Below are 19,885 nucleotides of genomic sequence, written 5' to 3'. Positions count from 1 at the left end.
CTTTAATTGTTTGATAACCGATAAATGGTTAAGCCGTTGATGAACTATCGATCAATGAACCTGCAGACTGCCAAAAAACCATAAGCCGCACCAGCATAAACACCAAAAAACTTCCCCTTTTTATATTATATTCCTTAAATTTGCACCTCTTTAAATTTGACGTAAACGTATTGATGTACAAGGAATATAAGCAGCTAAATCTGTCGCAAATAGGTAACGAGGTTCTGGAATTTTGGAAACAGAACAACATATTCGAGAAAAGTATCAGTAGCAGGCCGGCCAGCAAGCCCTACACTTTTTATGAAGGTCCGCCGTCGGCCAATGGCATGCCGGGGATTCACCACGTTATGGCCCGTTCTATTAAAGATATTTTTTGCCGTTACAAAACGTTAAAGGGCTACCAGGTTAAACGTAAAGGCGGCTGGGACACCCACGGCTTGCCTATTGAGCTGGCTGTAGAAAAATCGTTAGGCATCACTAAGGACGATATCGGTAAAAAGATCTCTATCCACGATTATAATGAAGCCTGCCGTAAGGAGGTAATGCGCTATACCGACGTTTGGAACGACCTGACCGAAAAAATGGGTTATTGGGTTGACCTGAACGACCCGTATATTACTTACAAAAACGAATACATCGAATCGCTCTGGTGGATACTGAGCGAATTATATAAAAAAGGATGGCTGTATAAAGGCTATACGGTGCAGCCGTATTCGCCAAAATCGGGCACGGGGTTAAGCTCGCACGAACTAAACCAGCCCGGCACCTATAAAATGGTGAAGGATACCACCATTGTGGCTCAGTTCCATTTAAAGGCCGATCAGCAACATCCGCTGATGCCGGTATTGTTCAGCGAAGCCGACGAAGATACCGTGATATTGGCCTGGACCACTACACCGTGGACTTTGCCATCAAACTGTGCCTTGGCCGTTGGCGAAAACATCGACTATGTTAAAATAAAAACATTTAACCCTTATACCTACCTGCCCGTTAGCGTGGTATTGGCCAAGGTATTGGTGAGCAAATATTTTAAGGCCGAAGGCGAGAATGCGCCGTTTGCCGATTATAAGGATGGCGATAAAATTATCCCATGGACGGTTGAAGCTAATTTTAAAGGCAGCGACCTGGTTGGCTTACACTATCATCAGTTGATGCCTTATGTAACCAACGATGATCTGGAAAAAAATGCCTTCCGTGTTATACCCGCCGATTTTGTGACTACCGAAGATGGTACAGGTATAGTGCATACCGCTTCTGTTTTTGGCGCGGACGACTTTAGAGCCTGTAAAGAAAACAACGTACCATCGGTAATGGTGCACGACGAAACAGGCAAAGAAGTACCTTTGGTAAACAAGCAAGGCCGTTTTGTAGACGAAGTAACCGATTTTGCGGGCTTATACGTTAAAGAAGAATATTACACCAAAGAAGAACGCGAAGTTGCTGGATTTAAGCCGACTGATGTATTGATATCCATCAAGCTTAAAACCGATAACAAGGCTTTCGACGTTAAAAAATACGAGCACAGCTACCCGCACTCCTGGCGTACAGATGAGCCGATATTATACTATCCGCTGGATAGCTGGTTTATTAAAACTACCGCCGTTAAGGATAAGTTGGTTGAGTTGAACAAAACCATTAACTGGAAACCTGAAAGCACCGGAACAGGCCGCTTTGGTAACTGGTTGGAAAACCTGGTTGACTGGAACCTGTCGCGCTCACGGTACTGGGGAACCCCGCTGCCTATCTGGCGCGAGGAAAATGGGACGGAAGAGAAATGCATAGGCTCTATTGCCGAATTGAATAAAGAGATTGACGCTGCTGCGGATGCCGGTTTTATGCCGAAAGGATTCCGCCTGGAGGATATGCACCGCCCTTATGTGGATGATGTGATCCTGGTATCTTCAACCGGGCAAAAAATGTTCCGCGAGCCGGATCTGATCGATGTTTGGTTTGATAGCGGCGCCATGCCTTACGCGCAATGGCATTTCCCATTTGAAAACAAGGAGCAGTTTGCCGATGCCTACCCGGCAGATTTTATTGCCGAAGGTGTTGACCAAACCCGCGGCTGGTTTTTTACCCTGCACGCCATAGCGGTGATGCTGAGCGAAGCCAGCGATGAGGTAAAAGCGGTGAACACTCTGGTTGGCAACCCGGGCGTGGCCTTTAAAAATGTAGTATCGAACGGATTGGTGCTGGATAAAAACGGCAACAAAATGTCGAAACGTTTAGGCAACGCCGTTGATCCGTTTGAAACCATTAGCAAATATGGCGCTGATGCGGCCCGCTGGTACATGATTAGCAATGCCGCGCCCTGGGATAACCTGAAATTTAATTTAGAGGGATTGGATGAGGTGCGCCGTAAGTTTTTCGGCACGTTGTATAATACTTATTCTTTCTTTGCGCTTTACGCCAACATTGATAACTTCACGTACAGCGAAGCAGAAATAGCGCTGAACGACAGGCCCGAAATTGACCGTTGGATCATCTCCCTGCTCAACACTTTAACTAAAGAGGTTGACGACTTTTATGCCGATTTTGAACCTACCAAGGCAACACGGGCTATCCAGAATTTTGTGGATGAACATTTAAGCAATTGGTATGTACGTTTAAGCCGCCGCCGTTTCTGGAGGAGCGATAATTCGGCCGATAAGTTGTCAGCCTACCAAACCTTATATACCTGTTTGGTTACCATCTCCAAGCTGATGTCGCCGGTGGCGCCGTTTTTTGCCGAACGCTTATTTACCGATCTGAACAGCATCACCAAAAAGGAAACTGTGGAATCGGTACACTTAGCCGATTTTCCGGCTTATCAAAGCGATTTGGTTGATCAGGCGCTGGAAGAACGTATGCAGTTAGCGCAGGATGTATCATCGCTGGTATTATCGCTCCGCAAAAAAGTGGGCATCAATGTAAGGCAACCCTTAGGCCGGATTTTATTGCCTATATTAGATCAGAATTTTGAGCATCAGGTTGAATTGGTTAAAGAGTTGATCCTCTCGGAAACTAACATCAAAAACATAGCGTATATTAAAGATACTGCGGGTTTTGTTAAAAAGAAGATTAAGCCTAACTTTAAAGCATTAGGGCAAAAAGTGGGTAAGGATATGAAATTAGTAGCCGAAGCCATTAACAATTTCAGCGCCGAACAAATAGCAGAAATTGAGACCGAGGGTTCTATCGCAATACCCAATACGCAATACTCGATACTGTTAACTGATGTTGAGATTATTGCCGAAGACGTACCGGGATGGCAGGTTGCAAATTTAGGCAAACTAACCGTAGCTTTAGACGTTACTATAACAGACGAGTTAAAACAGGAAGGCACATCACGCGAATTAGTTAACCGGATACAGAATCTGCGTAAGGGAAAGAATTTTGAAGTAACGGATAAAATTAATGTTCGCTTAACAAACCACCCCCTGATCAGCGAAGCGGTGAAAAATAATTTATCCTATATTTGCGCCGAAATATTAGCTGACAGCTTAGTGCTTGATGATCAGATAAATGACGGCGACATCATCGTGATTGATGAAATTGAATTATTGATTGCTATAAGTAAAGTATAATGAAGACAGAAAACGAAAAAACCCGATATTCAGATTCGGAGCTGCAAGAGTTTAAACAACTGCTGCTGGATAAATTGAAGGGTGCCAAAGAAGAATTGAATAATTTAGCTTCATCGTTAAGTAACCCCAACTCTAACGGTACTGATGATACCGCCGGTACTTATAAAACCTTAGAAGATGGTTCGGCCACTTTAGAGAAAGAACAGATTAACCAGTTGGCAGCCCGCCAGAAAAAATTTATCGAACAACTGGAAGCCGCTTTGGTACGTATTGAAAACAAAACCTACGGTATTTGCCGCGAAACCGGCAAGTTAATACCTAAAGAACGTTTACGCGTAGTACCGCATACCACGTTAAGCATGGAAGCTAAACTTAAACAGTAATAAATGAAGGTAGCTTATATCAAACCTTTCTTTATTGCAGCCTTAATCATTCTGGCCGACCAGATCATCAAAATCTGGGTGAAGCACCATATGTATATAGGTGAAGAAATTAAGTTTATGGGCAACCGTGGCATGTTGCATTATACCGAAAATAATGGCATGGCCTGGGGGCTTGAACTGGGCGGCGACCTGGGTAAGCTGGCACTAACACTATTCCGCATTGTGGCTGTTTGCGGCATTGGCTATGGTGTGGTTCACCTGGTAAAGCATAAATACCACCGGGGCCTCATCATGAATGTATCGCTTATTTTTGCCGGTGCCATGGGCAACATTATCGATTCTACGTTTTACGGCGTTATTTATAATTACGCCCCTATTTTTCATGGCCGTGTAATTGATATGTTTTATTTCCCGCTCATCTCGGGGTACTTCCCAAAATGGCTGCCATTTTGGGGCGGCGAGGATTTTATATTTTTCAGGCCGATATTCAACCTGGCCGATTCGGCCATATCTATCGGTGTTATCCTGATCCTTCTGAATCAAAAACGCTACTTTAAACACGAAACGGTTGAAGAAAGCAGCATCAATAGTGAGATGGTAGAAGAATAATTGTTGTTGATATACAGATAACAATGTTTGAATACTTATTTATTGCTAATTGATTTACTCGTATATTAAAATTCGACAACCCTCTCAAGAGTTGTCGAATTTGTTTTCAAATTGCAGTTCATACGGGGCCTGTTACATTGGGGTTAGGTTTTCACCTTATTTTGAAAAGCTGAAAAATGACTATGCCGGATGCCTTACCGTAAAAACTCCGGTGGTTGCCCACGCTCCTATTCCCCTCTACCCTCTCCATAAAGTTGTTGTTTTTACCGCCAACCGTTAATTGTACCTGGAAGCTTTGGTGGCATAAAATCTATTAAAAATGCCGGGAACATTACCTCAAGCGAGTTCAAGGATGTGTAAGCAAAACAAATAACACCTCATTAGTATGTGAAAAACATAAAGTAATTTTACAAATACCATTAAAAGGTCTACTAAATATTTACAATTAAGCTAAGACCAATTCCGTTTTCAACCTTAAGTTGCTGCATGAACGCATCAAAGTTTGTGATTCTATCTTCCAGACTTTGAACGTAGCGGTTATGTCTTCTTTCACATATACCACCAAACTCATTCAATCGGATTGAGGTCCGGAGAGTAGGGCGGGAGATAGACGAGTTTTAAGCGATGCTTATTTCTTTCCAATATTGGCTTTAGTCTTTTGGCGTGATGATAAGGTACATCGTCCAAATCATAAAACACCTTTCGACCGTGATCCTGTTTGGCAACCAGTAACATGAAGCTAAAAAACTAACTACATTCCCTTTGTCTGCTTTGCCCGTAATAAGAATGGCTTTTCAAGTTCTATAAAGCCGAATAAAGTCTTTCTTTCTATTTTCAGTTGTTTTGATTTATTATTAGCTGCTTCCCTTTTCTAACCATATACAAAACCGTAGCTATATTTGATAAACTGCTATTGGATGACTATTTAGTATTATTTACCGTTACAACAAGCCATAAATAAATACCATCAGGGTCTTGGGCCTATGGCTTTCGAGATGCAGAGTAGCTTTACTAAAACAGCGCGACTTGGTAGGAGAATAGCCATTTACAATTGCCCCGAAAATCAAAACAAGACAGCGATAACCACTTGTTAATCAACAAAAAGCACACCCATCAGTTTTTCAGTATAAATAAACCGGCCCAAGGTTAATACACGATACGTTTAATAATGCTAAAACGAGTGATGTTTTGTTTAAACAGATTGCAAGCCCATCAGCAATTATTTTTTTTAAAATATTACTTTTTATTTACAAAAAATACCTAATTTAGTTCTTGCCTACACGGTAGGCTAAACCTAAATTATTTTATTAACCTAAATTATTTTATCACAATGGATGCTTTTATTGGAGAGATCCGGCCCTTTGCCTTTAATTGGGCCCCCCAAGATTGGTTGCTTTGTAACGGACAGCCTGTAAATCAGAATCAGTACATGCCTTTGTATAGTGTTATTGGCACCATATACGGTAGCGTACAAACTGGAAGTTTTAATTTGCCTAACTTAATGGGGCATGCCCTTATAGGGTCGGGCCAATCAACCGCCAGCGGCATAATTTACCAAATACCTACAAAGGAAGGTACCGAAGGCGTTACCTTATCTCAGTTGGAGATGCCAGCTCACACCCACACTTTTAATGGAGCCGTTGGTGGTGGAACGCTACGTAAAGATGCGCCTGTAGACAATACCTATTATCTTACCAATTATGCCCTTAAACCAACCGCTACAACCTTTACACCTGCGCAAGGATATGTTGCTAACCCTCCAAGTCCACCCAATATGCCTCTCAACCTCAATTCAATAAGCGTGGCAGGCGGAACCAATGGCATCACTGCGTCGCATGAAAATCGGCAGCCATTCCTCGGTATAGCATATTATATCTGTACTGTTGGATACTATCCTGTAAAGCCTTAAACTATACATTCAACCTAATTTATAAAATATTCTTATCATGACAGATAATTTTTTAGGGGAAATTCGTTTATTCTCCTGCAATTTTGCCCCTGATGGTTGGGCGCTTTGCAATGGTGCAATTCTTCAAATCCAGCAAAATACTGCATTATATTCTTTACTCGGTAAATCTTTTGGGGGTGATGGCATAAAAACATTTGGTTTGCCGGATTTACGTAGCCGGACACCTATTTGTACGGGCCAGAGTAGTGCTACAACTACAAACTATACAATGGGTCTTGCTGGCGGTGTTGAAACTGTTACACTCACCGCTCCTCAAATGCCCGCTCATAATCACTATTTTGCAGTGTATAATGGGCAAGGTTTAGTTAACGAGCCTAATGATATTTTGGCTATTCCACATAGTTCAGCTTCTCCGAGTGTTCAAATCAATACTTATAACAGCAATGCGACAACGCAAACAACTTTAAATACGGAGAGTATAGTAAACGTTGGAGGTAGTGAGGCTCATAACAATGTTCAGCCATTCCTTACATTAAACTTCTGTATTGCTATACAGGGGATTTATCCACCCAGACCATAAATTAAATACCTAACCTATCTAATCACTAATAAAAACTTACCAATATGGCAGATGCATATTTAGGAGAAATAAGGGCTTTCGCAGGTGCATACGCACCCCAGGACTGGTTAATATGCGATGGATCACTTTTGCAAATATCAAACTATAACGCTTTGTTTGCCTTAATAGGTACCACCTATGGTGGCGATGGAGTGCAAACCTTCAAGATACCCGATCTTAGGGGGCGCCTGGCAGTAGCCATGGGACAGGGTGCTGGTCTTACCAACAGGACAATCGGCTCCAATGGAGGTACTGAACAAGTGCAATTAACCACAGCTCAAATACCTGCCCACTCACATACCATGACGGTGAGTACCGTGACCAATCCACCTAGTGTAAACGTACCTTCAACAGTTACATATTTAGGTTCGGTTAGTTCCCCTACAGCTTCAGGGGTAGGTTATCTGCCTGGTAATGCGGCTGGTCTTACTGTTCAGGCATTAAATCAGTCTGCAATTACACCAGCAGGTAATTCGTCATTCCATAGTAATATAATGCCGGTTGCTGTTGTAAGCTACATGATATGTATGAACGGGTTATTTCCAACCCATTCATAGTTTGTATGTTTACACAGATAACCCCATTTAGTTATGCGTATAGGTGTTATTTCTAATACCGATTCCTTTATTCCTTTCGCTTATACACTTGCAGCCCAACAACTGCAAGTGTATGTTTTTTTTAGCCCACCTAAAGATGCTTTTGTTCATCAAAAGGTATTAGCCTTTGTTAAACAAGCTAAATTATCTTTTACAGAGGAAACGAATGCCAATAATGATCTGTACCATTGGTTGCAAGGGGGCAATTATGATATTTGCTTTATATTAGGTTATCCCCATCTTATCCGTTTGGATCGGCTAATAAAATGCCCTACGCTATTATTTAATATCCATTTTGGTCCGTTGCCTGGATTTAGGGGTCCCGTTCCTGTATTTTGGCAACTGAAAAACGGGATAGATAAAATAGGGCTGTCCATTCATAAATTGTCTTCTAAATTTGACGCAGGCCCGGTTGTCTGGGCAAAAGAAACTAACGATTTACCACATTATAATTATCAATTGGTTAATAAGCTGTTTAGTCAACTTTGTATAGAAGGCGTATTCTATATATTACAATTATTGGCACACCGGATGCCAATACCGGAAATTGATACAAGCAAATTAACGTCAGCCTATCATAAAAGGCCTGTATTAAGTGATGTATTAATCAATTGGCAAATAATGAGCTCCGTTGCAATATGCAACCTGGTGCGGGCTTGTAATCCGTGGAATAAAGGAGCTTTAACGTCTTTTAACGGACAGGAAATAAAATTGATAGATGCTACTATTGTTACTCAAGCAAGCAATTTAGCAACAAAAACTAAACCCGGCACTATTGTAGAAGCAGAACACAGGTTATTGATTTATTGTAAGGATGATAACCTTATTAATATTAACATGCTGTTTTATAATGAGTGCTTTATCCCTGGATACCAATGCAAATATTTAGGTTTAAATAAAGATACAGAATTAGGATAACTTATTAGCAAAATGCAAGTTTTGATGATCTTTGCTTTTAGGTTACCAGATACCAATCAGGTTTATGTTTTTATTAAAAAAACTGTTTTTTGCCCCCATATTTTATATAAAATAAATAAGCTATGAGTGCTATTTTTGGAATCATTGATAAAACAGGGCGCAATACAAATGATGAAACTATTGCAAAAATACAAAACACATTAGCCCATAGAGCAGTAAATAGTTCTGGTCAATATCACCAAGCCAATGTTTTTTTGCGCCACCATAACTTAATTACCAATATTTACCAGAAAAATGAGCAATTGCCTTTTGAAGATGAACGATTTGTTGTTGTTAGTGATGCGAAAATATATAACAGGCGTGCATTGTCTCACACGTTAGGTTATGAAAAGAAATATGCCTTTTTACACGACTCTAAGATAATTTTAGAATGTTACAAAAAGTGGCAGGAAAAATGCACTGATTATCTTGAGGGTGAGTTTGTATTTGTTATTTGGGATAAACTATCAAAGCAACTCTTTGCGGCCACAGACCACATGGGTTTTAGGTCGTTGTTTTATTACGATTCGCCACAGTTGTTCGTATTTTCATCAGAAATCAAAGGTATAGTTGATGCCAATTTCACCAAAAAGATATTTAATTCAGATTCAATTGTAAGGCATTTTAAAAGGGCATATAAGGGTGCTACATTTGATACCGAAATATTTGAATTAATAGCTGCAAGTCAACTTTCTGTAGGTGTAAATAGACCTTTGATAATAAAAAAATATTGGTTTGTAAAAGCTATAAATAAATACAAATTTAAGAAACATGATGACTGGAGTGATTGCTTAAGAGAGTTACTAACTCAGGCCGTTGCAAACAGGCTTGAAACAGATCAAAATGTAGGTGTGCTATTAAGTGGGGGCTTAGATTCTTCATTTGTTGCATCAATTGCTGCTAACATCCTTGCAAAGCAAAATAAAACGCTTTACTCTTTTTCTTCTGTACTCCCAGAGCATCACATAGGTCCCGAAAAGGATGAAAGGCACTATATAAAGATAATTGGTAAGCATTTTGAGAATATGGATCAAACTTTTGTTTGGCCCGATGCCAATATAGGCCCATTTAGCCATTTGGAAGACACTTTTAATAAATACTCAACCCCTCCGTTTCAATATCACTATTTAGATAACGCTTTATTTTCTGAAGTAAAGAAGAGAGACGTAAATATCTTATTGTCTGGCTTCGGAGGGGATATGACAGTGTCTAACAGAGGTATTGATTCAATATATGAATTTATCATACGTGGAAATCTATTAAAAGCGTATAAATACTTCAATTTAGAGAAGGGGAAAGGAAGTCTTTTTGAAATCACTAAATCTCGATCGTTGCTGCAAGCTATTAAAGCTGAGATACTGGATAATACCTTGTTTTTTAAACATGTTTATAACCCACTTCGTGCTGTTGTAAAAGATGAGTATGTGTTTAAAGACCACATTAATTTAAAAATCAATAATAAGTCGAGTTATGGGCATCCATATAGAAAAGATCTGATCAAAAATATAGACTCGGGGGTAATAGGCAAATTTTTTACTACGATGCATTCTTATGGAACTTATTATAATACTGAGTACAGCGCCCTGATGATGGACAAGGGGCTGACAGAATTCTTTTTCGACGTTCCTCCCGAACAGTTTATTCTTGATGGGCAAAGTCGTAGTTTGTTAAAAAGAGCCATGGAAGGAATTGTGCCTAACGAAATTATAACCCGTGATGATAAAAGGGCATACACGCCAGATTTTTTCAGGCGTTTTCTTTCACAAAGATCAATTGCAGAGCGCTTTATAAATAATACAGACGATGATAATGAACTCGATTTTATGTTTATTGACAAGAAAAAAATGAGTAATTGTAGTAAAGAGCTTTTTGCCACAGAGCCAGGTCTTCGTTTCCCTGTAAAAAGCTTGATGCTTGCACAAGCTATCATATTTGAAGAGCATACCCAGTGGTTGATAAAAAAAGGGTATCAATATTTTTAGTTTTCATACAATGAATATTAAAAAAAAACATTATTTTTGATTATAACCAATAAAGTAAAATTATGGAAAACACAACGGACAAAAAGAAAACCTGGGAATGCCCCCAAATTGTAAATATTGATAAAGAGTTGATCCAGCTTAATTCAGGTCCAGGATCTGACGCAGGGCCAGGAAGTACTCATAGTTAATATAAGCCATACTTAATTAACAATAGTTATACAACTTCATTAATTCTTCATTTTCATGAAGAATTTTTTGTATTTGGCTATTGTGTAAAATCTCTTTCCAGTTATCCTTCTTGCCATCATTGAAAAACATTTTGGCTTTGGCTGGTTTTTCTATAAAACCACTCGCCTGCTCTTGTTTTTTTAGTTTGAAAAAACTGCTTGCTTCAATAGCCTTGTTTATCTGTTCGTTTGTGAATTTTAAATCCAAAAGGTTTAATGCTCTTGAAAAGGTTTCCAGTGGCTTATCTAACATGTCTTCATATCTAACTACAGCTACCGGAAAATTTGGCAATCTGGTCCAGCTTTCTACATGCAATCGCCACGATTTTAATAATTGCTGAAACTGCGTTTTAACATTCAGGTTGTTTTTTTGTTCGGCAATAACATAATGATGATTATTCATCATTTCAATGCTTTCGTCAATGCTAAAATCATAGTGCCTGGCTAACGATATTGACACATCTAATGGATTCCGTATTAAATATATAGCTCCCATTGTTACTTGCTCCGGAACAATGGGTTCACCGAGCAAGTTAAATGTAAAGGCATCATGTATTTTAAAGTAGCTAATATCCGGCCTGTCTAACGCGTATTGCTGATACACCTCCGGTAAAAGGCATTTAATTTCTGAATCATAAAAATAATCAGGCGAAAAATCAGTCATTTTGCGAAAAAAGCCTTTATACGAGAAATTAGAACAAATTTCATTCAGCCTATTAATATCAACAGATACATCAGTTAATAACGCATATAAAAATGATCTGAACCAGGTGTTTCCGCTTTTTGGGTAGGAAGCAAGCCAAACTATATTTTTTTTCATAAATCAGCTGCAATTGATTTGATAAGCGCTACCATTCGGGTTGTTGTATTAAACTGAACAGACCGGACCATCTTATATACCGGCTTGTTCTCAGCCAGATATGCAGCAATAGGCAACAGGGTGGCTTTTTTATTCATACTCTGTAATTGAAACGGTCTATAGCAATTTCTTTGTATTTCTACAAAAGCCTGCATCTTATTAAGCTTGCTTAAATTGATCTCATCAAAACTATCTACGGTGTCTAATACAAAAATACCACGGATAGGATATGATTTTGTTTGAAACTTGTCGTGGTAAAAATTAGCATATTTAGGAAGTTCAGAACGAATTCTTAAAGAATTATCCGGTACATCAAGCCCAATCTTATCATAGCTATCCTCCCATAATTTCAGCATGGGATAAGATGAATAAGCTACAACATCATTACTTTTGCTCTTGTTTAAAACACAAATATCATCAGAGAAAATTTCAAAGCCATCTAAATTAAGCGCTTTTAACAAAGTAGATTTACCAGCTTTTGAATTCCCACAAATTAAAATAAGGCCGTCGTTAGCAATAATTGCAGAAGCATGCAAGGGTACAACACTACGTTGATGAAGTATAGCAGCAAAAGCATTACTTAACAAAAACAAACGAACGCTTTTTTCATCTACATCATCTAATGGCTCTATAATAATTTTGTTCCCGTTGGCGGCATAGTAACTGGCAATACCAAGCGTTTTTAATAAATATTCATTAGGGCTCATAGATACTCTTACCCTATGTACAACATCATCGCCTTGTAGTGTTTCAGGTGTTTTCCCAAAACGGATCGTAACATCAGGCACATCAAACTCAAAAGGCAATAATTCCGGAAATTCAATCTCCGATAGGATGTGTAGTCCAAATCCCCAGTAGTGATACATTTTATAATAGGTTAGTATTACAAATAAACAAATTAAAATATGATGATCGTATTAGTTTTTAAAGTTTATGATACTTTGAGGGTTGAAAACTATTATTAAGAATTATATTTGTTATCAACAATTATAAACTTTTTCTTGAATGCTCAACTTACAATCTATACTCAAAACGTAATGACGTCAATTTTTTAGCCAATCAATTGATAACAAAACCGAAATCATGGATATGAACACCCGTGATTATTTAGGCCTGAAGCAGGGCTGACGCACTAAAAAGGGAAAAATCGGAGGTTTTGCACAAGAAATATTGAAAGGAAGCAAAACTGAAAAGGGCTGAAAAGTATTGTCAAAATCGAATCAACCAAGGATGTTAACGAGAAAATCGGTCAGCAAACCCGCTATTATATCTCCAGCCTAACAGTTGATGCCGCCTTTTTTAACGAATCGATACGTAAACACTGGGACATTGAAAACAACCTGCATTGGCAACTCAATGTTAGTTTCGGTGAGGATTACACCAGGGCAAGGTCCGGACAAGATGCTGAGAATCTTGCCCTGGTCAGAAAAATGGCGCTTAATATCCTTAAGGCCGAAACATCAAGCAAAAGAAGCACCAAAGGAAAAAGGCTTAAAGCAGCTTGGGATAACGACTACCTTCTCAAATTATTAACTATTCACGATTTCTAATGCGTCAACTGCCTCCGGCCTTTATGCTTATACCACAATACGAAAATTTGTTTTACGTTTGGTGCTAATGATATTATCGCATGCGAATAGGCATTGTTTCTAACTCAGATTCTTTTATCCCAATGGCGTATACACTTGCAATGCAACAATTGCAGGTGCATATTTTTTTGAGCCCTGCCAAAGATGCTTTTGTGCAGCAGAAGGTAAAAGCTTTTGTGCAACAAACCAAACTACCCTTTACAGAAGAACGCAATGCTGATAAAGACCTCTATACCTGGCTGCAAAAGGGCAATTATGATATTGGCTTTATATTGGTCTACCCGCATCTGATACGGCTTGAACGGCTAAAAAACCACCCTGCCAGGCTATTCAATATACACTTTGGTGTTTTACCCGGCTTCAAAGGTCCGGTACCTGTATTCTGGCAATTAAAAAAAGGGCTTGATAAAATAGGGCTTACCATCCATCATCTGTCATCTAAAATTGACGATGGGCCAATGGCGTGGACTAAAACAACAGACAATCTCCCTCATTACAATTATCAACTGGCCAACCAGGTATTGAGCCAGTTATGTATAGAAGGCGTGGTCTTTGTATTGCATTTGTTCATAAACAAACTACCTATTCCGGAAATACCCACCAACCCCAATGATACAGCTTACCAGAAACGCCCGCAGTTGAATAATGTACTTATCAACCGGCAAACAATGAGCGCTATTGAGATCTGCAACCTGGTACGTGCCTGCAACCCATGGAACAAAGGTGCCCTTACCTGGTTTCAACAACAGGAAGTAAAGCTAATGGATGCCCAGGTTATCAGCGCTATTGATAGCGCTGATAACCTGCAGGCCGACACCATAATCAACGATGATCAATCTTTACATATCCTGTGTAAAGACGGTAAACTAATCAATGTAAACATGTTATTCCTGAATGACTGCTTCGTACCCGCCTATGATGCCAGGCAGTGGGGACTAAACAAAGGCATACAGTTTGGCTTGCAGGATTTAACTTTTAAACAATAACATGGGCGCGATATTTGGTATAATCAATAAGGATGGAAAACCCATAGAGCAGGCGGACATCAGCGACATGCAAACAGCAATGCAACACAGGGCTGTTGATGGCTCGGGTGTTTATCATAGCAAACAGGTAATAATAGGCCATCAACAACTCATCACCAATATTTTCCAAATAAATGAACATCTTCCCTATGAAGATGATACCTATGTGATTACGGCCGACGCGTGTATCGACAACCGCAAAGAGTTGGCGCGCATCCTGGACTATGCAGGCAAATACCCATCCCTGCACGATTCATTGATTATCCTGGAAGCTTATAAAAAATGGGGGCCACAATGTACAGATCGCCTGGATGGAGAATTTGCCTTCGCTATCTGGAATAAACAAACACAAACCTTATTCGCGGCCACTGATCATATTGGCTTTCGGCGTTTTCATTACTACGACACACCCAGCCAGTTTATTTTGGCCACTGAAATAAAAAGCATCCGTGCCGTTAAACAAACACCCGCTGTTTTTAATGAAGACGTATTGATAGAATCCTTCACCCGGCATCATTCCGGTATCACCTTTGATAAAGAAATATTTTTTTTACCTGCTGCCAGGTATCTCCTGTTGGAACCTGGCAAACCGCTTTTAAAAAAGCAATACTGGCAGATACAACCATCAGGGAAATATAAATTCACCAAAGCTGAAGACTGGGTTGAGTGCCTGCGCGAATTGCTTACTCAATCTATACAGAACAGGTTGCATACTGACCATGCAGTAGGTGTTACCCTCAGCGGCGGGCTCGATTCTTCATTTGTAACAGCCATCATGGCGGGCATATTGGCCAAACAAAACAAACCACTGTATGCATTTTCCGCTATTCAACCCAAAGGATATAATGGACCTGAGAAAGATGAAAAATTTTATATTGAGGCCATGGGCAAGCGGTATAATAATATTGTACAAACTTTTGTACGCCCTTCAGCAAGCATAGGGCCGCTGAATAATCTGGAAGCAGCCTTTGATCAAACAGAACAGATCGTTAATTCATTTCATTACTTAGACAAAGCCTTTTGTGAAGCTGCGCATGAAAAGCAGGTTCGTATCTTATTGAATGGCTTTGGAGGGGACATGAACATCTCGAACCCTGGTAAAGATGTCATCTATGCATTGCTCATGCAGGGGAAATTAAAAAAAGCCCTGCATTATCTTCAATGGAAACGTAGTGTAAAGAGAACACAATGGGATGTAAATTCCAAACCACTTTCGCTGGCACAGCTTATTAAAGCAGAAATACTTGCCAATACTCCGTTGCGCACCTTGCAACACCAGATAAAAGGCTTTAAAAAACAAGATATACCGTTAGCCGATCACTTGCTGCAAAAAGCCAAAGCGATAACCCCCAACCATTTAAGAGTATATCCCTATAACCGCTATTTTCAGCAACGGATCAACTCCGGTTCGTTAGGCTTTACCATCAATTCTTTTGCTGCCTTCAGCCCTTTTTATCAGCTGGAAACGCACATGCCCCTGCTTAATAAAAATATCAATGAATTCTATTTCGATCTGCCGGCAGAACAATTGATCCTGCAGGATCAGCAAAGAAGCCTCATTCGCAGAGCCATGAAAGGATTAGTACCTGACGAGATCATCAGCCGAACAGACAAGAAAGCGTATTCACCCGATTTTCTTAACCGCCTGATTACCCAGCAGGCCCATCTTGAAAGGTTTCTGAATTATCACAATAATAACGATTGTTTCAATATCAAAATATTACAAAAGCACTATAATGATATTATTGCCAATAACGACTTTGGGAAAAGAACAAATGCACTTTATCTTACTCAAGCAGGTATCGCCGATGCTTTCTTAAAATGGGCAAATGATTTATGAGGCTATACGACATATTCCAATCATTTTAGTTATTTTTACCTCATTAAAACACTCCTTATGGATTCAACTCAACAACAAGCAGAAACTACGACGGCTAAAAAAGAATGGCAAGCTCCCGAATTAAATACCATTTCTAAGAAAGATGTACAAGGGGGTAGCGGACAAAATTATGACGGGCACTCTGCCGCAAGCTAATTACTACTTTAAACTGTAACAACAGCCTCCTGTAATCTAAGCCCCAGTAATAGGGGCTTTCTTTTATGGATAGTACTGAAAGGTTTCCATGAGTTGGGCATGATGCTCCCGGATTGACTCAACCTGTCTTTCCGTCAGGGATTCCCTCCAACCACCGGGCTTGCCCTTGTTAAAAAAAGAATAGTTATTATGTACCTTCTCTACAAACCCTTTTCGCTGTTCCTGCTGCTTTAGTTGTGTAAAGCCAGATGCCTGTACAGCAAGCAATATTTCATCATCACTCACACTTGAATACCCTAAGAATGTAATCGCTTGTTTAAATGCCTTAAAGGTATCAGCATACATATCTTCGTACCTTAAAAACAGTACCGGAAAGGCACTAACCTCCATCCAACTTTGCAGATGTCCGCTCCACGAAAGTATTGCCTGTTGTAACTGGATACGCCAGCATTTATTAACACTGGGCCTTGATAGCTGGCAATCAGGGGTATTCAACATCACAATAGCTTCTTCTACCGTAAGACTATAATGATTGGCCAATGAGCTTACCACATCTAATGGGTTTCTGACAAAATAGATAGCGCCGACAGTACCCTCTGTAGGAATGATAGGCTTTTGCAGCCGGTTAAAACCATAGGCATCATGTACTTTTATAAAAAGTCTTTCTTTTGGATGCTCCACGGCCATTTGGTTAAAAACCTGTGGCTGCAGTATCTTCACCTCCTCATCTGTGAGCTCTGAAGACTCAAGGCCGGTATAGGCTTCAAAAAAGATCCTGGAAGAGAATATACCTTCTGTTTTCAGATCATTGATATCGACTACTCCTTTATTAAACAATGCCGACAGGAATGCCCGGAACCATGTATTGCCACTTTTAGGATAAGAGACCAACCATACTATCTTTTTAGGTATCTCCATTCTACATCAACCTGGAAGTAATTAATTCAATTAATTGTTTAACAGAATCATTATTATCCGGCCTGCTGATCTTATAGATCATGGTTGATGCTGCCAGCGAAGAAGTAAAAGAAAAATGAAGTTTCCTTTTACCCATGGCATCTATATGAGCAGGACGATATGCGTTAGCCTGAAGTTTCTCAAAAGCTTCCAATTTGCTTAACCCTGTCAATTCAGCATTAGTTATCTGGGCAGATCTCTCCAAAACAAAAACCGCCTTCACCGGCAATGAATCTGTAACAAAAGAGTCATGGAAAAAACGAGCGTATTTTGGCAGTTGTGGTCTTATCCTGTTTTCCTCTGTAGAAGTTATCCCTATTCGGGTAAGGCTGTCAGCCCATAATTTCGCCATCGGATAACTTGATGTCGCGTTAATGGAACCATCAGACTGTGGATATAAAACACAAACATCATCTGTGAAAATATGATGGCCTTGCTGCTGTAAAGCAGTGACCAGTGTAGATTTACCTGCACCACTCTGACCACAGAATAACACCACGCCATTTTTATGAAAAATACCGGAAGCATGCAACGGAATTAAATTCCGCTGATGCAACACTGCCGCCATGGCGCTGCTTAACATAAACAGCCGTACACTTTTTTCATCTGCGCCAGGAAATATTTCTACCAATACCTTCTTACCACCACTTACATAATAATTAGCTATATCATGAATTTTAAGCAAGTACTCATTAGGGCTCATGGATATTCTTACCCTATGTACCACGTCATCCCCTTCCAATGTTTCAGGTGTTTTCCCCAACCGGATCGTAACATCAGGCACATCAAACTCAAAAGGCAATAATTCCGGAAATTCAATCTCCGATAGGATGTGTAATCCAAATCCCCAGTAGTGATACATTTTATAATAGGTTAGTATTGCAAATAAACAAATTAAAATATGATGATTGTATTAGTTTTTAAAGTTTATAATACTTTGCGGGCTAAGAACTATAATTAAGAATTATATTTGTAATCAACAATTATAAACTTTTTCGCGAATGGTAAATCTACAATCTATACTCAAACGTAATGACGCTAATTTTTTAGCCAGTGAATTAGGTAACGAAACCGTAATAATGGATATAAATACAGGTGATTATTTAGGCCTGAACGAAGTTAGCACCGATATATGGAAGATGCTGCAACAGCCACTCGCCGCCAATGATGTTGTTGATAATTTACTGGCCTTATACAACGTAAGCAGGGGAGAATGTGAAAAACAAACACTTGCATTTCTTAATCAAATGCTTGAGCAGCACATGATCAGCATTTCTGTTTAACACTATGCTGATCAAAAAACTGGCACGGAAATACAAAACATTTGTTCAAGTACCATTGCATACAAAATGGCTGTTTATTGAAGCTTTATATACATCTGCGTGGGTTAAGCTAAGCCTTTGTTTTTTCCCGTTTAAAAGGGTAATGGCCTGGCTTGGCACTGTTAACATTGAAACCATAAACACCCCAGATGTGCAAACACTTAATACGCGCATGCAGGTAAAAAAGGCACTTGAGCTTTGCAACAAATATGCTTTATGGCCTACCGAGTGCTATACGCTGTCATTAACCGGCAAACTTTTGCTAAAACGCAGGCATATCGGCAGTACGCTGTATATCGGGTTTAAAAAAGATAATAGTATGTATAAGGGGCATGCCTGGTTGCGTGCTAAGGATACCTACATTACCGGCTTTAAGCAATCGATAGGTTTTACCATACATTCCAGATTTAGTTAATCAATTATTGACATACAAAAACAAACTTTAAACTGCTTAAGCAGGCAAACGCAATATTTCGGCTTTTGCGTATTAACCTTTCATCATGGTAATTATTTAAGCCAATGCTCGCAAGTTTGCTTGTGAAAGCAGTATATTGAATCCTTCTTTCGCACGACCCAAAAATGACCGAACAAGAAAAACCTCAAAATCAGGCCAATTTATTTTATCAAGCCAGTAAGGTTACCCGTAGGCAACGCGAAACGGTAAACCAAAACGCCGCGTTCACCATTTGGTTCACTGGGCTATCGGGGGCCGGAAAATCAACCATCGCGACCGAATTAGATAGTTGGTTATTTGATAACCATTACTATTCGTATGTATTGGATGGCGATAATACACGCATCGGCATCAACAAAGACCTGTCGTTTAGCAGGGCAGACAGGGGCGAGAATATCAGGCGGGTAGCCGAAATTTGCAAACTCTTTAACGATGCCGGTATAATTTGCATAGCTTCATTTATATCGCCCTTTGCAGACGACAGGCAGAAGGCGCGCGACATTATAGGCCCCGATAGCTTTATAGAGACTTTTATAGATACATCGATTGAGACTTGCAAGCAACGCGATACAAAAGGCCTTTATCAATTGGCCGAAAGCGGGATGCTACCTGACTTTACTGGCATCAGCAGCCCTTTTGATTTGCCTTTGAATCCAGACATCCATATCAAAACAGATTTGAAATCGGTTGATGAATGCGTGAACGAAATTATTATCACGCTTGCGCGGGTAAAAAAAATCAGAGAAATAAATTTGAAAACCTTACCAACAAGCGCTGATAAACATTAATTATAACA

Annotated in this window: 21 protein-coding genes; 16 read left to right on the top strand and 5 right to left on the bottom strand. The window is 39.7% G+C overall.

The genetic code is table 11. The annotated features are described in order from the left end of the window. The first annotated feature begins 173 nt into the window (after positions 1-173). The 3 genes from ileS to MUCPA_RS18740 are packed head-to-tail and all read left to right on the top strand — an operon-like array spanning position 174 to position 4,558. Positions 174-3,566 carry an isoleucine--tRNA ligase gene (ileS, locus tag MUCPA_RS18750; protein ID WP_008508539.1) on the top strand — a complete coding sequence of 1,131 codons (3,393 nt, stop codon included), beginning with the start codon at positions 174-176 and terminating at the stop codon, positions 3,564-3,566. Further along, the gene (locus MUCPA_RS18745) at positions 3,566-3,949 is read left to right on the top strand and encodes a TraR/DksA family transcriptional regulator (protein ID WP_008508538.1); all 384 of its coding nucleotides are present in this window, start codon (positions 3,566-3,568) and stop codon (positions 3,947-3,949) included. Before ileS ends, MUCPA_RS18745 begins: the two co-directional genes overlap by 1 nt. 3 nt (positions 3,950-3,952) lie before the next feature. Next, complete coding sequence (locus MUCPA_RS18740) at positions 3,953-4,558, top strand: lipoprotein signal peptidase (protein WP_008508536.1); 606 nt, start codon at positions 3,953-3,955, stop codon at positions 4,556-4,558. Between the two features lie 567 nt (positions 4,559-5,125). On the opposite strand, the gene MUCPA_RS39580 is transcribed toward MUCPA_RS18740, so the two are convergent. Further along, positions 5,126-5,293 (bottom strand): transposase, encoded by a 168-nt coding sequence (locus tag MUCPA_RS39580; RefSeq protein WP_083839360.1) that lies wholly within the window; start codon positions 5,291-5,293, stop codon positions 5,126-5,128. Between the two features lie 595 nt (positions 5,294-5,888). On the opposite strand from MUCPA_RS39580, the gene MUCPA_RS36240 reads away from it, so the two are divergent. The 6 genes from MUCPA_RS36240 to MUCPA_RS39290 all read left to right on the top strand — a co-directional run bounded on the left by MUCPA_RS36240 (position 5,889) and on the right by MUCPA_RS39290 (position 10,809). Further along, positions 5,889-6,467 carry a phage tail protein gene (locus MUCPA_RS36240; protein WP_008508535.1) on the top strand — a complete coding sequence of 193 codons (579 nt, stop codon included), beginning with the start codon at positions 5,889-5,891 and terminating at the stop codon, positions 6,465-6,467. 37 nt (positions 6,468-6,504) lie between these two features. Continuing rightward, complete coding sequence (locus tag MUCPA_RS18730) at positions 6,505-7,047, top strand: phage tail protein (RefSeq protein ID WP_008508533.1); 543 nt, start codon at positions 6,505-6,507, stop codon at positions 7,045-7,047. Positions 7,048-7,091: 44 nt separating this feature from the next. After that, complete coding sequence (locus MUCPA_RS18725) at positions 7,092-7,643, top strand: phage tail protein (protein ID WP_008508531.1); 552 nt, start codon at positions 7,092-7,094, stop codon at positions 7,641-7,643. Between the two features lie 33 nt (positions 7,644-7,676). Continuing rightward, positions 7,677-8,600, top strand: a complete 924-nt coding sequence (locus tag MUCPA_RS18720) for a methionyl-tRNA formyltransferase (protein ID WP_008508529.1) — start codon at positions 7,677-7,679, stop codon at positions 8,598-8,600. A gap of 122 nt (positions 8,601-8,722) precedes the next feature. Further along, entirely contained in the window at positions 8,723-10,621 is a 1,899-nt protein-coding gene (locus tag MUCPA_RS18715; protein ID WP_008508528.1) for an asparagine synthase-related protein, read from the top strand. Between the two features lie 62 nt (positions 10,622-10,683). Further along, complete coding sequence (locus tag MUCPA_RS39290) at positions 10,684-10,809, top strand: hypothetical protein (protein WP_008508526.1); 126 nt, start codon at positions 10,684-10,686, stop codon at positions 10,807-10,809. A gap of 16 nt (positions 10,810-10,825) precedes the next feature. On the opposite strand, the gene MUCPA_RS18710 is transcribed toward MUCPA_RS39290, so the two are convergent. Together MUCPA_RS18710 and MUCPA_RS18705 are read right to left on the bottom strand one after the other, a co-directional pair. After that, a complete protein-coding gene (locus MUCPA_RS18710; protein ID WP_008508523.1) occupies positions 10,826-11,668 on the bottom strand; it encodes a sulfotransferase domain-containing protein in 843 nt (280 codons plus the stop codon). Continuing rightward, the gene (locus tag MUCPA_RS18705; protein WP_008508521.1) at positions 11,665-12,573 is read right to left on the bottom strand and encodes an HPr kinase; all 909 of its coding nucleotides are present in this window, start codon (positions 12,571-12,573) and stop codon (positions 11,665-11,667) included. Before MUCPA_RS18705 ends, MUCPA_RS18710 begins: the two co-directional genes overlap by 4 nt. 330 nt (positions 12,574-12,903) lie before the next feature. Between MUCPA_RS18705 and MUCPA_RS39575 the strand changes: the two genes are divergently transcribed. From MUCPA_RS39575 to MUCPA_RS37825, 4 genes are all read left to right on the top strand, one after another. After that, entirely contained in the window at positions 12,904-13,257 is a 354-nt protein-coding gene (locus MUCPA_RS39575) for an ISAs1 family transposase (protein ID WP_083839359.1), read from the top strand. Between the two features lie 122 nt (positions 13,258-13,379). Then, positions 13,380-14,282 (top strand): formyltransferase family protein, encoded by a 903-nt coding sequence (locus MUCPA_RS18695; protein WP_233276769.1) that lies wholly within the window; start codon positions 13,380-13,382, stop codon positions 14,280-14,282. A 1-nt stretch (position 14,283) separates the two neighbouring features. Beyond that, complete coding sequence (locus MUCPA_RS18690) at positions 14,284-16,161, top strand: asparagine synthase-related protein (protein WP_008508517.1); 1,878 nt, start codon at positions 14,284-14,286, stop codon at positions 16,159-16,161. A 57-nt stretch (positions 16,162-16,218) separates the two neighbouring features. After that, positions 16,219-16,356, top strand: coding sequence for a hypothetical protein (locus MUCPA_RS37825; protein ID WP_008508516.1), 138 nt, complete (start codon positions 16,219-16,221; stop codon positions 16,354-16,356). A gap of 63 nt (positions 16,357-16,419) precedes the next feature. On the opposite strand, the gene MUCPA_RS18685 is transcribed toward MUCPA_RS37825, so the two are convergent. Beyond that, positions 16,420-17,274 carry a sulfotransferase domain-containing protein gene (locus tag MUCPA_RS18685; RefSeq protein ID WP_008508514.1) on the bottom strand — a complete coding sequence of 285 codons (855 nt, stop codon included), beginning with the start codon at positions 17,272-17,274 and terminating at the stop codon, positions 16,420-16,422. Position 17,275: 1 nt separating this feature from the next. Beyond that, on the bottom strand, positions 17,276-18,175 hold the full coding sequence (locus tag MUCPA_RS18680; RefSeq protein ID WP_008508512.1) for an HPr kinase: 900 nt from the start codon (positions 18,173-18,175) through the stop codon (positions 17,276-17,278). Positions 18,176-18,314: 139 nt separating this feature from the next. Between MUCPA_RS18680 and MUCPA_RS18675 the strand changes: the two genes are divergently transcribed. The 3 genes from MUCPA_RS18675 to cysC all read left to right on the top strand — a co-directional run bounded on the left by MUCPA_RS18675 (position 18,315) and on the right by cysC (position 19,877). Continuing rightward, entirely contained in the window at positions 18,315-18,596 is a 282-nt protein-coding gene (locus tag MUCPA_RS18675; RefSeq protein WP_008508509.1) for a PqqD family peptide modification chaperone, read from the top strand. 4 nt (positions 18,597-18,600) lie between these two features. Then, on the top strand, positions 18,601-19,050 hold the full coding sequence (locus MUCPA_RS18670) for a lasso peptide biosynthesis B2 protein (protein WP_008508508.1): 450 nt from the start codon (positions 18,601-18,603) through the stop codon (positions 19,048-19,050). A gap of 164 nt (positions 19,051-19,214) precedes the next feature. Beyond that, entirely contained in the window at positions 19,215-19,877 is a 663-nt protein-coding gene (gene cysC, locus MUCPA_RS18665) for an adenylyl-sulfate kinase (RefSeq protein ID WP_008508505.1), read from the top strand. Positions 19,878-19,885 lie beyond the last annotated feature (8 nt).

It is taken from the genome of Mucilaginibacter paludis DSM 18603 (assembly GCF_000166195.2).
Taxonomy (GTDB): domain Bacteria; phylum Bacteroidota; class Bacteroidia; order Sphingobacteriales; family Sphingobacteriaceae; genus Mucilaginibacter; species Mucilaginibacter paludis.
The sequence above is the reverse complement of the archived record's forward strand: the minus strand, read 5'-3'. Positions and strand labels throughout refer to the sequence as shown.

Excerpts from the sequence above, each read along its gene's own strand:
- MUCPA_RS18680 (WP_008508512.1), bottom strand. The coding sequence starts at position 18,175 with ATGTATCACTACTGGGGATTTGGATTACACATCCTATCGGAGATTGAA.
- MUCPA_RS18725 (WP_008508531.1), top strand. The coding sequence starts at position 7,092 with ATGGCAGATGCATATTTAGGAGAAATAAGGGCTTTCGCAGGTGCATAC.
- MUCPA_RS18730 (WP_008508533.1), top strand. The coding sequence starts at position 6,505 with ATGACAGATAATTTTTTAGGGGAAATTCGTTTATTCTCCTGCAATTTT.
- MUCPA_RS18690 (WP_008508517.1), top strand. The coding sequence starts at position 14,284 with ATGGGCGCGATATTTGGTATAATCAATAAGGATGGAAAACCCATAGAG.
- MUCPA_RS39580 (WP_083839360.1), bottom strand. The coding sequence starts at position 5,293 with ATGTTACTGGTTGCCAAACAGGATCACGGTCGAAAGGTGTTTTATGAT.
- MUCPA_RS18705 (WP_008508521.1), bottom strand. The coding sequence starts at position 12,573 with ATGTATCACTACTGGGGATTTGGACTACACATCCTATCGGAGATTGAA.
- MUCPA_RS18740 (WP_008508536.1), top strand. The coding sequence starts at position 3,953 with ATGAAGGTAGCTTATATCAAACCTTTCTTTATTGCAGCCTTAATCATT.
- MUCPA_RS36240 (WP_008508535.1), top strand. The coding sequence starts at position 5,889 with ATGGATGCTTTTATTGGAGAGATCCGGCCCTTTGCCTTTAATTGGGCC.
- MUCPA_RS18720 (WP_008508529.1), top strand. The coding sequence starts at position 7,677 with ATGCGTATAGGTGTTATTTCTAATACCGATTCCTTTATTCCTTTCGCT.
- ileS (WP_008508539.1), top strand. The coding sequence starts at position 174 with ATGTACAAGGAATATAAGCAGCTAAATCTGTCGCAAATAGGTAACGAG.
- MUCPA_RS18710 (WP_008508523.1), bottom strand. The coding sequence starts at position 11,668 with ATGAAAAAAAATATAGTTTGGCTTGCTTCCTACCCAAAAAGCGGAAAC.
- cysC (WP_008508505.1), top strand. The coding sequence starts at position 19,215 with ATGACCGAACAAGAAAAACCTCAAAATCAGGCCAATTTATTTTATCAA.
- MUCPA_RS18670 (WP_008508508.1), top strand. The coding sequence starts at position 18,601 with ATGCTGATCAAAAAACTGGCACGGAAATACAAAACATTTGTTCAAGTA.
- MUCPA_RS18695 (WP_233276769.1), top strand. The coding sequence starts at position 13,380 with ATGGCGTATACACTTGCAATGCAACAATTGCAGGTGCATATTTTTTTG.
- MUCPA_RS18685 (WP_008508514.1), bottom strand. The coding sequence starts at position 17,274 with ATGGAGATACCTAAAAAGATAGTATGGTTGGTCTCTTATCCTAAAAGT.
- MUCPA_RS18715 (WP_008508528.1), top strand. The coding sequence starts at position 8,723 with ATGAGTGCTATTTTTGGAATCATTGATAAAACAGGGCGCAATACAAAT.
- MUCPA_RS18675 (WP_008508509.1), top strand. The coding sequence starts at position 18,315 with ATGGTAAATCTACAATCTATACTCAAACGTAATGACGCTAATTTTTTA.
- MUCPA_RS18745 (WP_008508538.1), top strand. The coding sequence starts at position 3,566 with ATGAAGACAGAAAACGAAAAAACCCGATATTCAGATTCGGAGCTGCAA.
- MUCPA_RS39290 (WP_008508526.1), top strand. The coding sequence starts at position 10,684 with ATGGAAAACACAACGGACAAAAAGAAAACCTGGGAATGCCCCCAAATT.
- MUCPA_RS37825 (WP_008508516.1), top strand. The coding sequence starts at position 16,219 with ATGGATTCAACTCAACAACAAGCAGAAACTACGACGGCTAAAAAAGAA.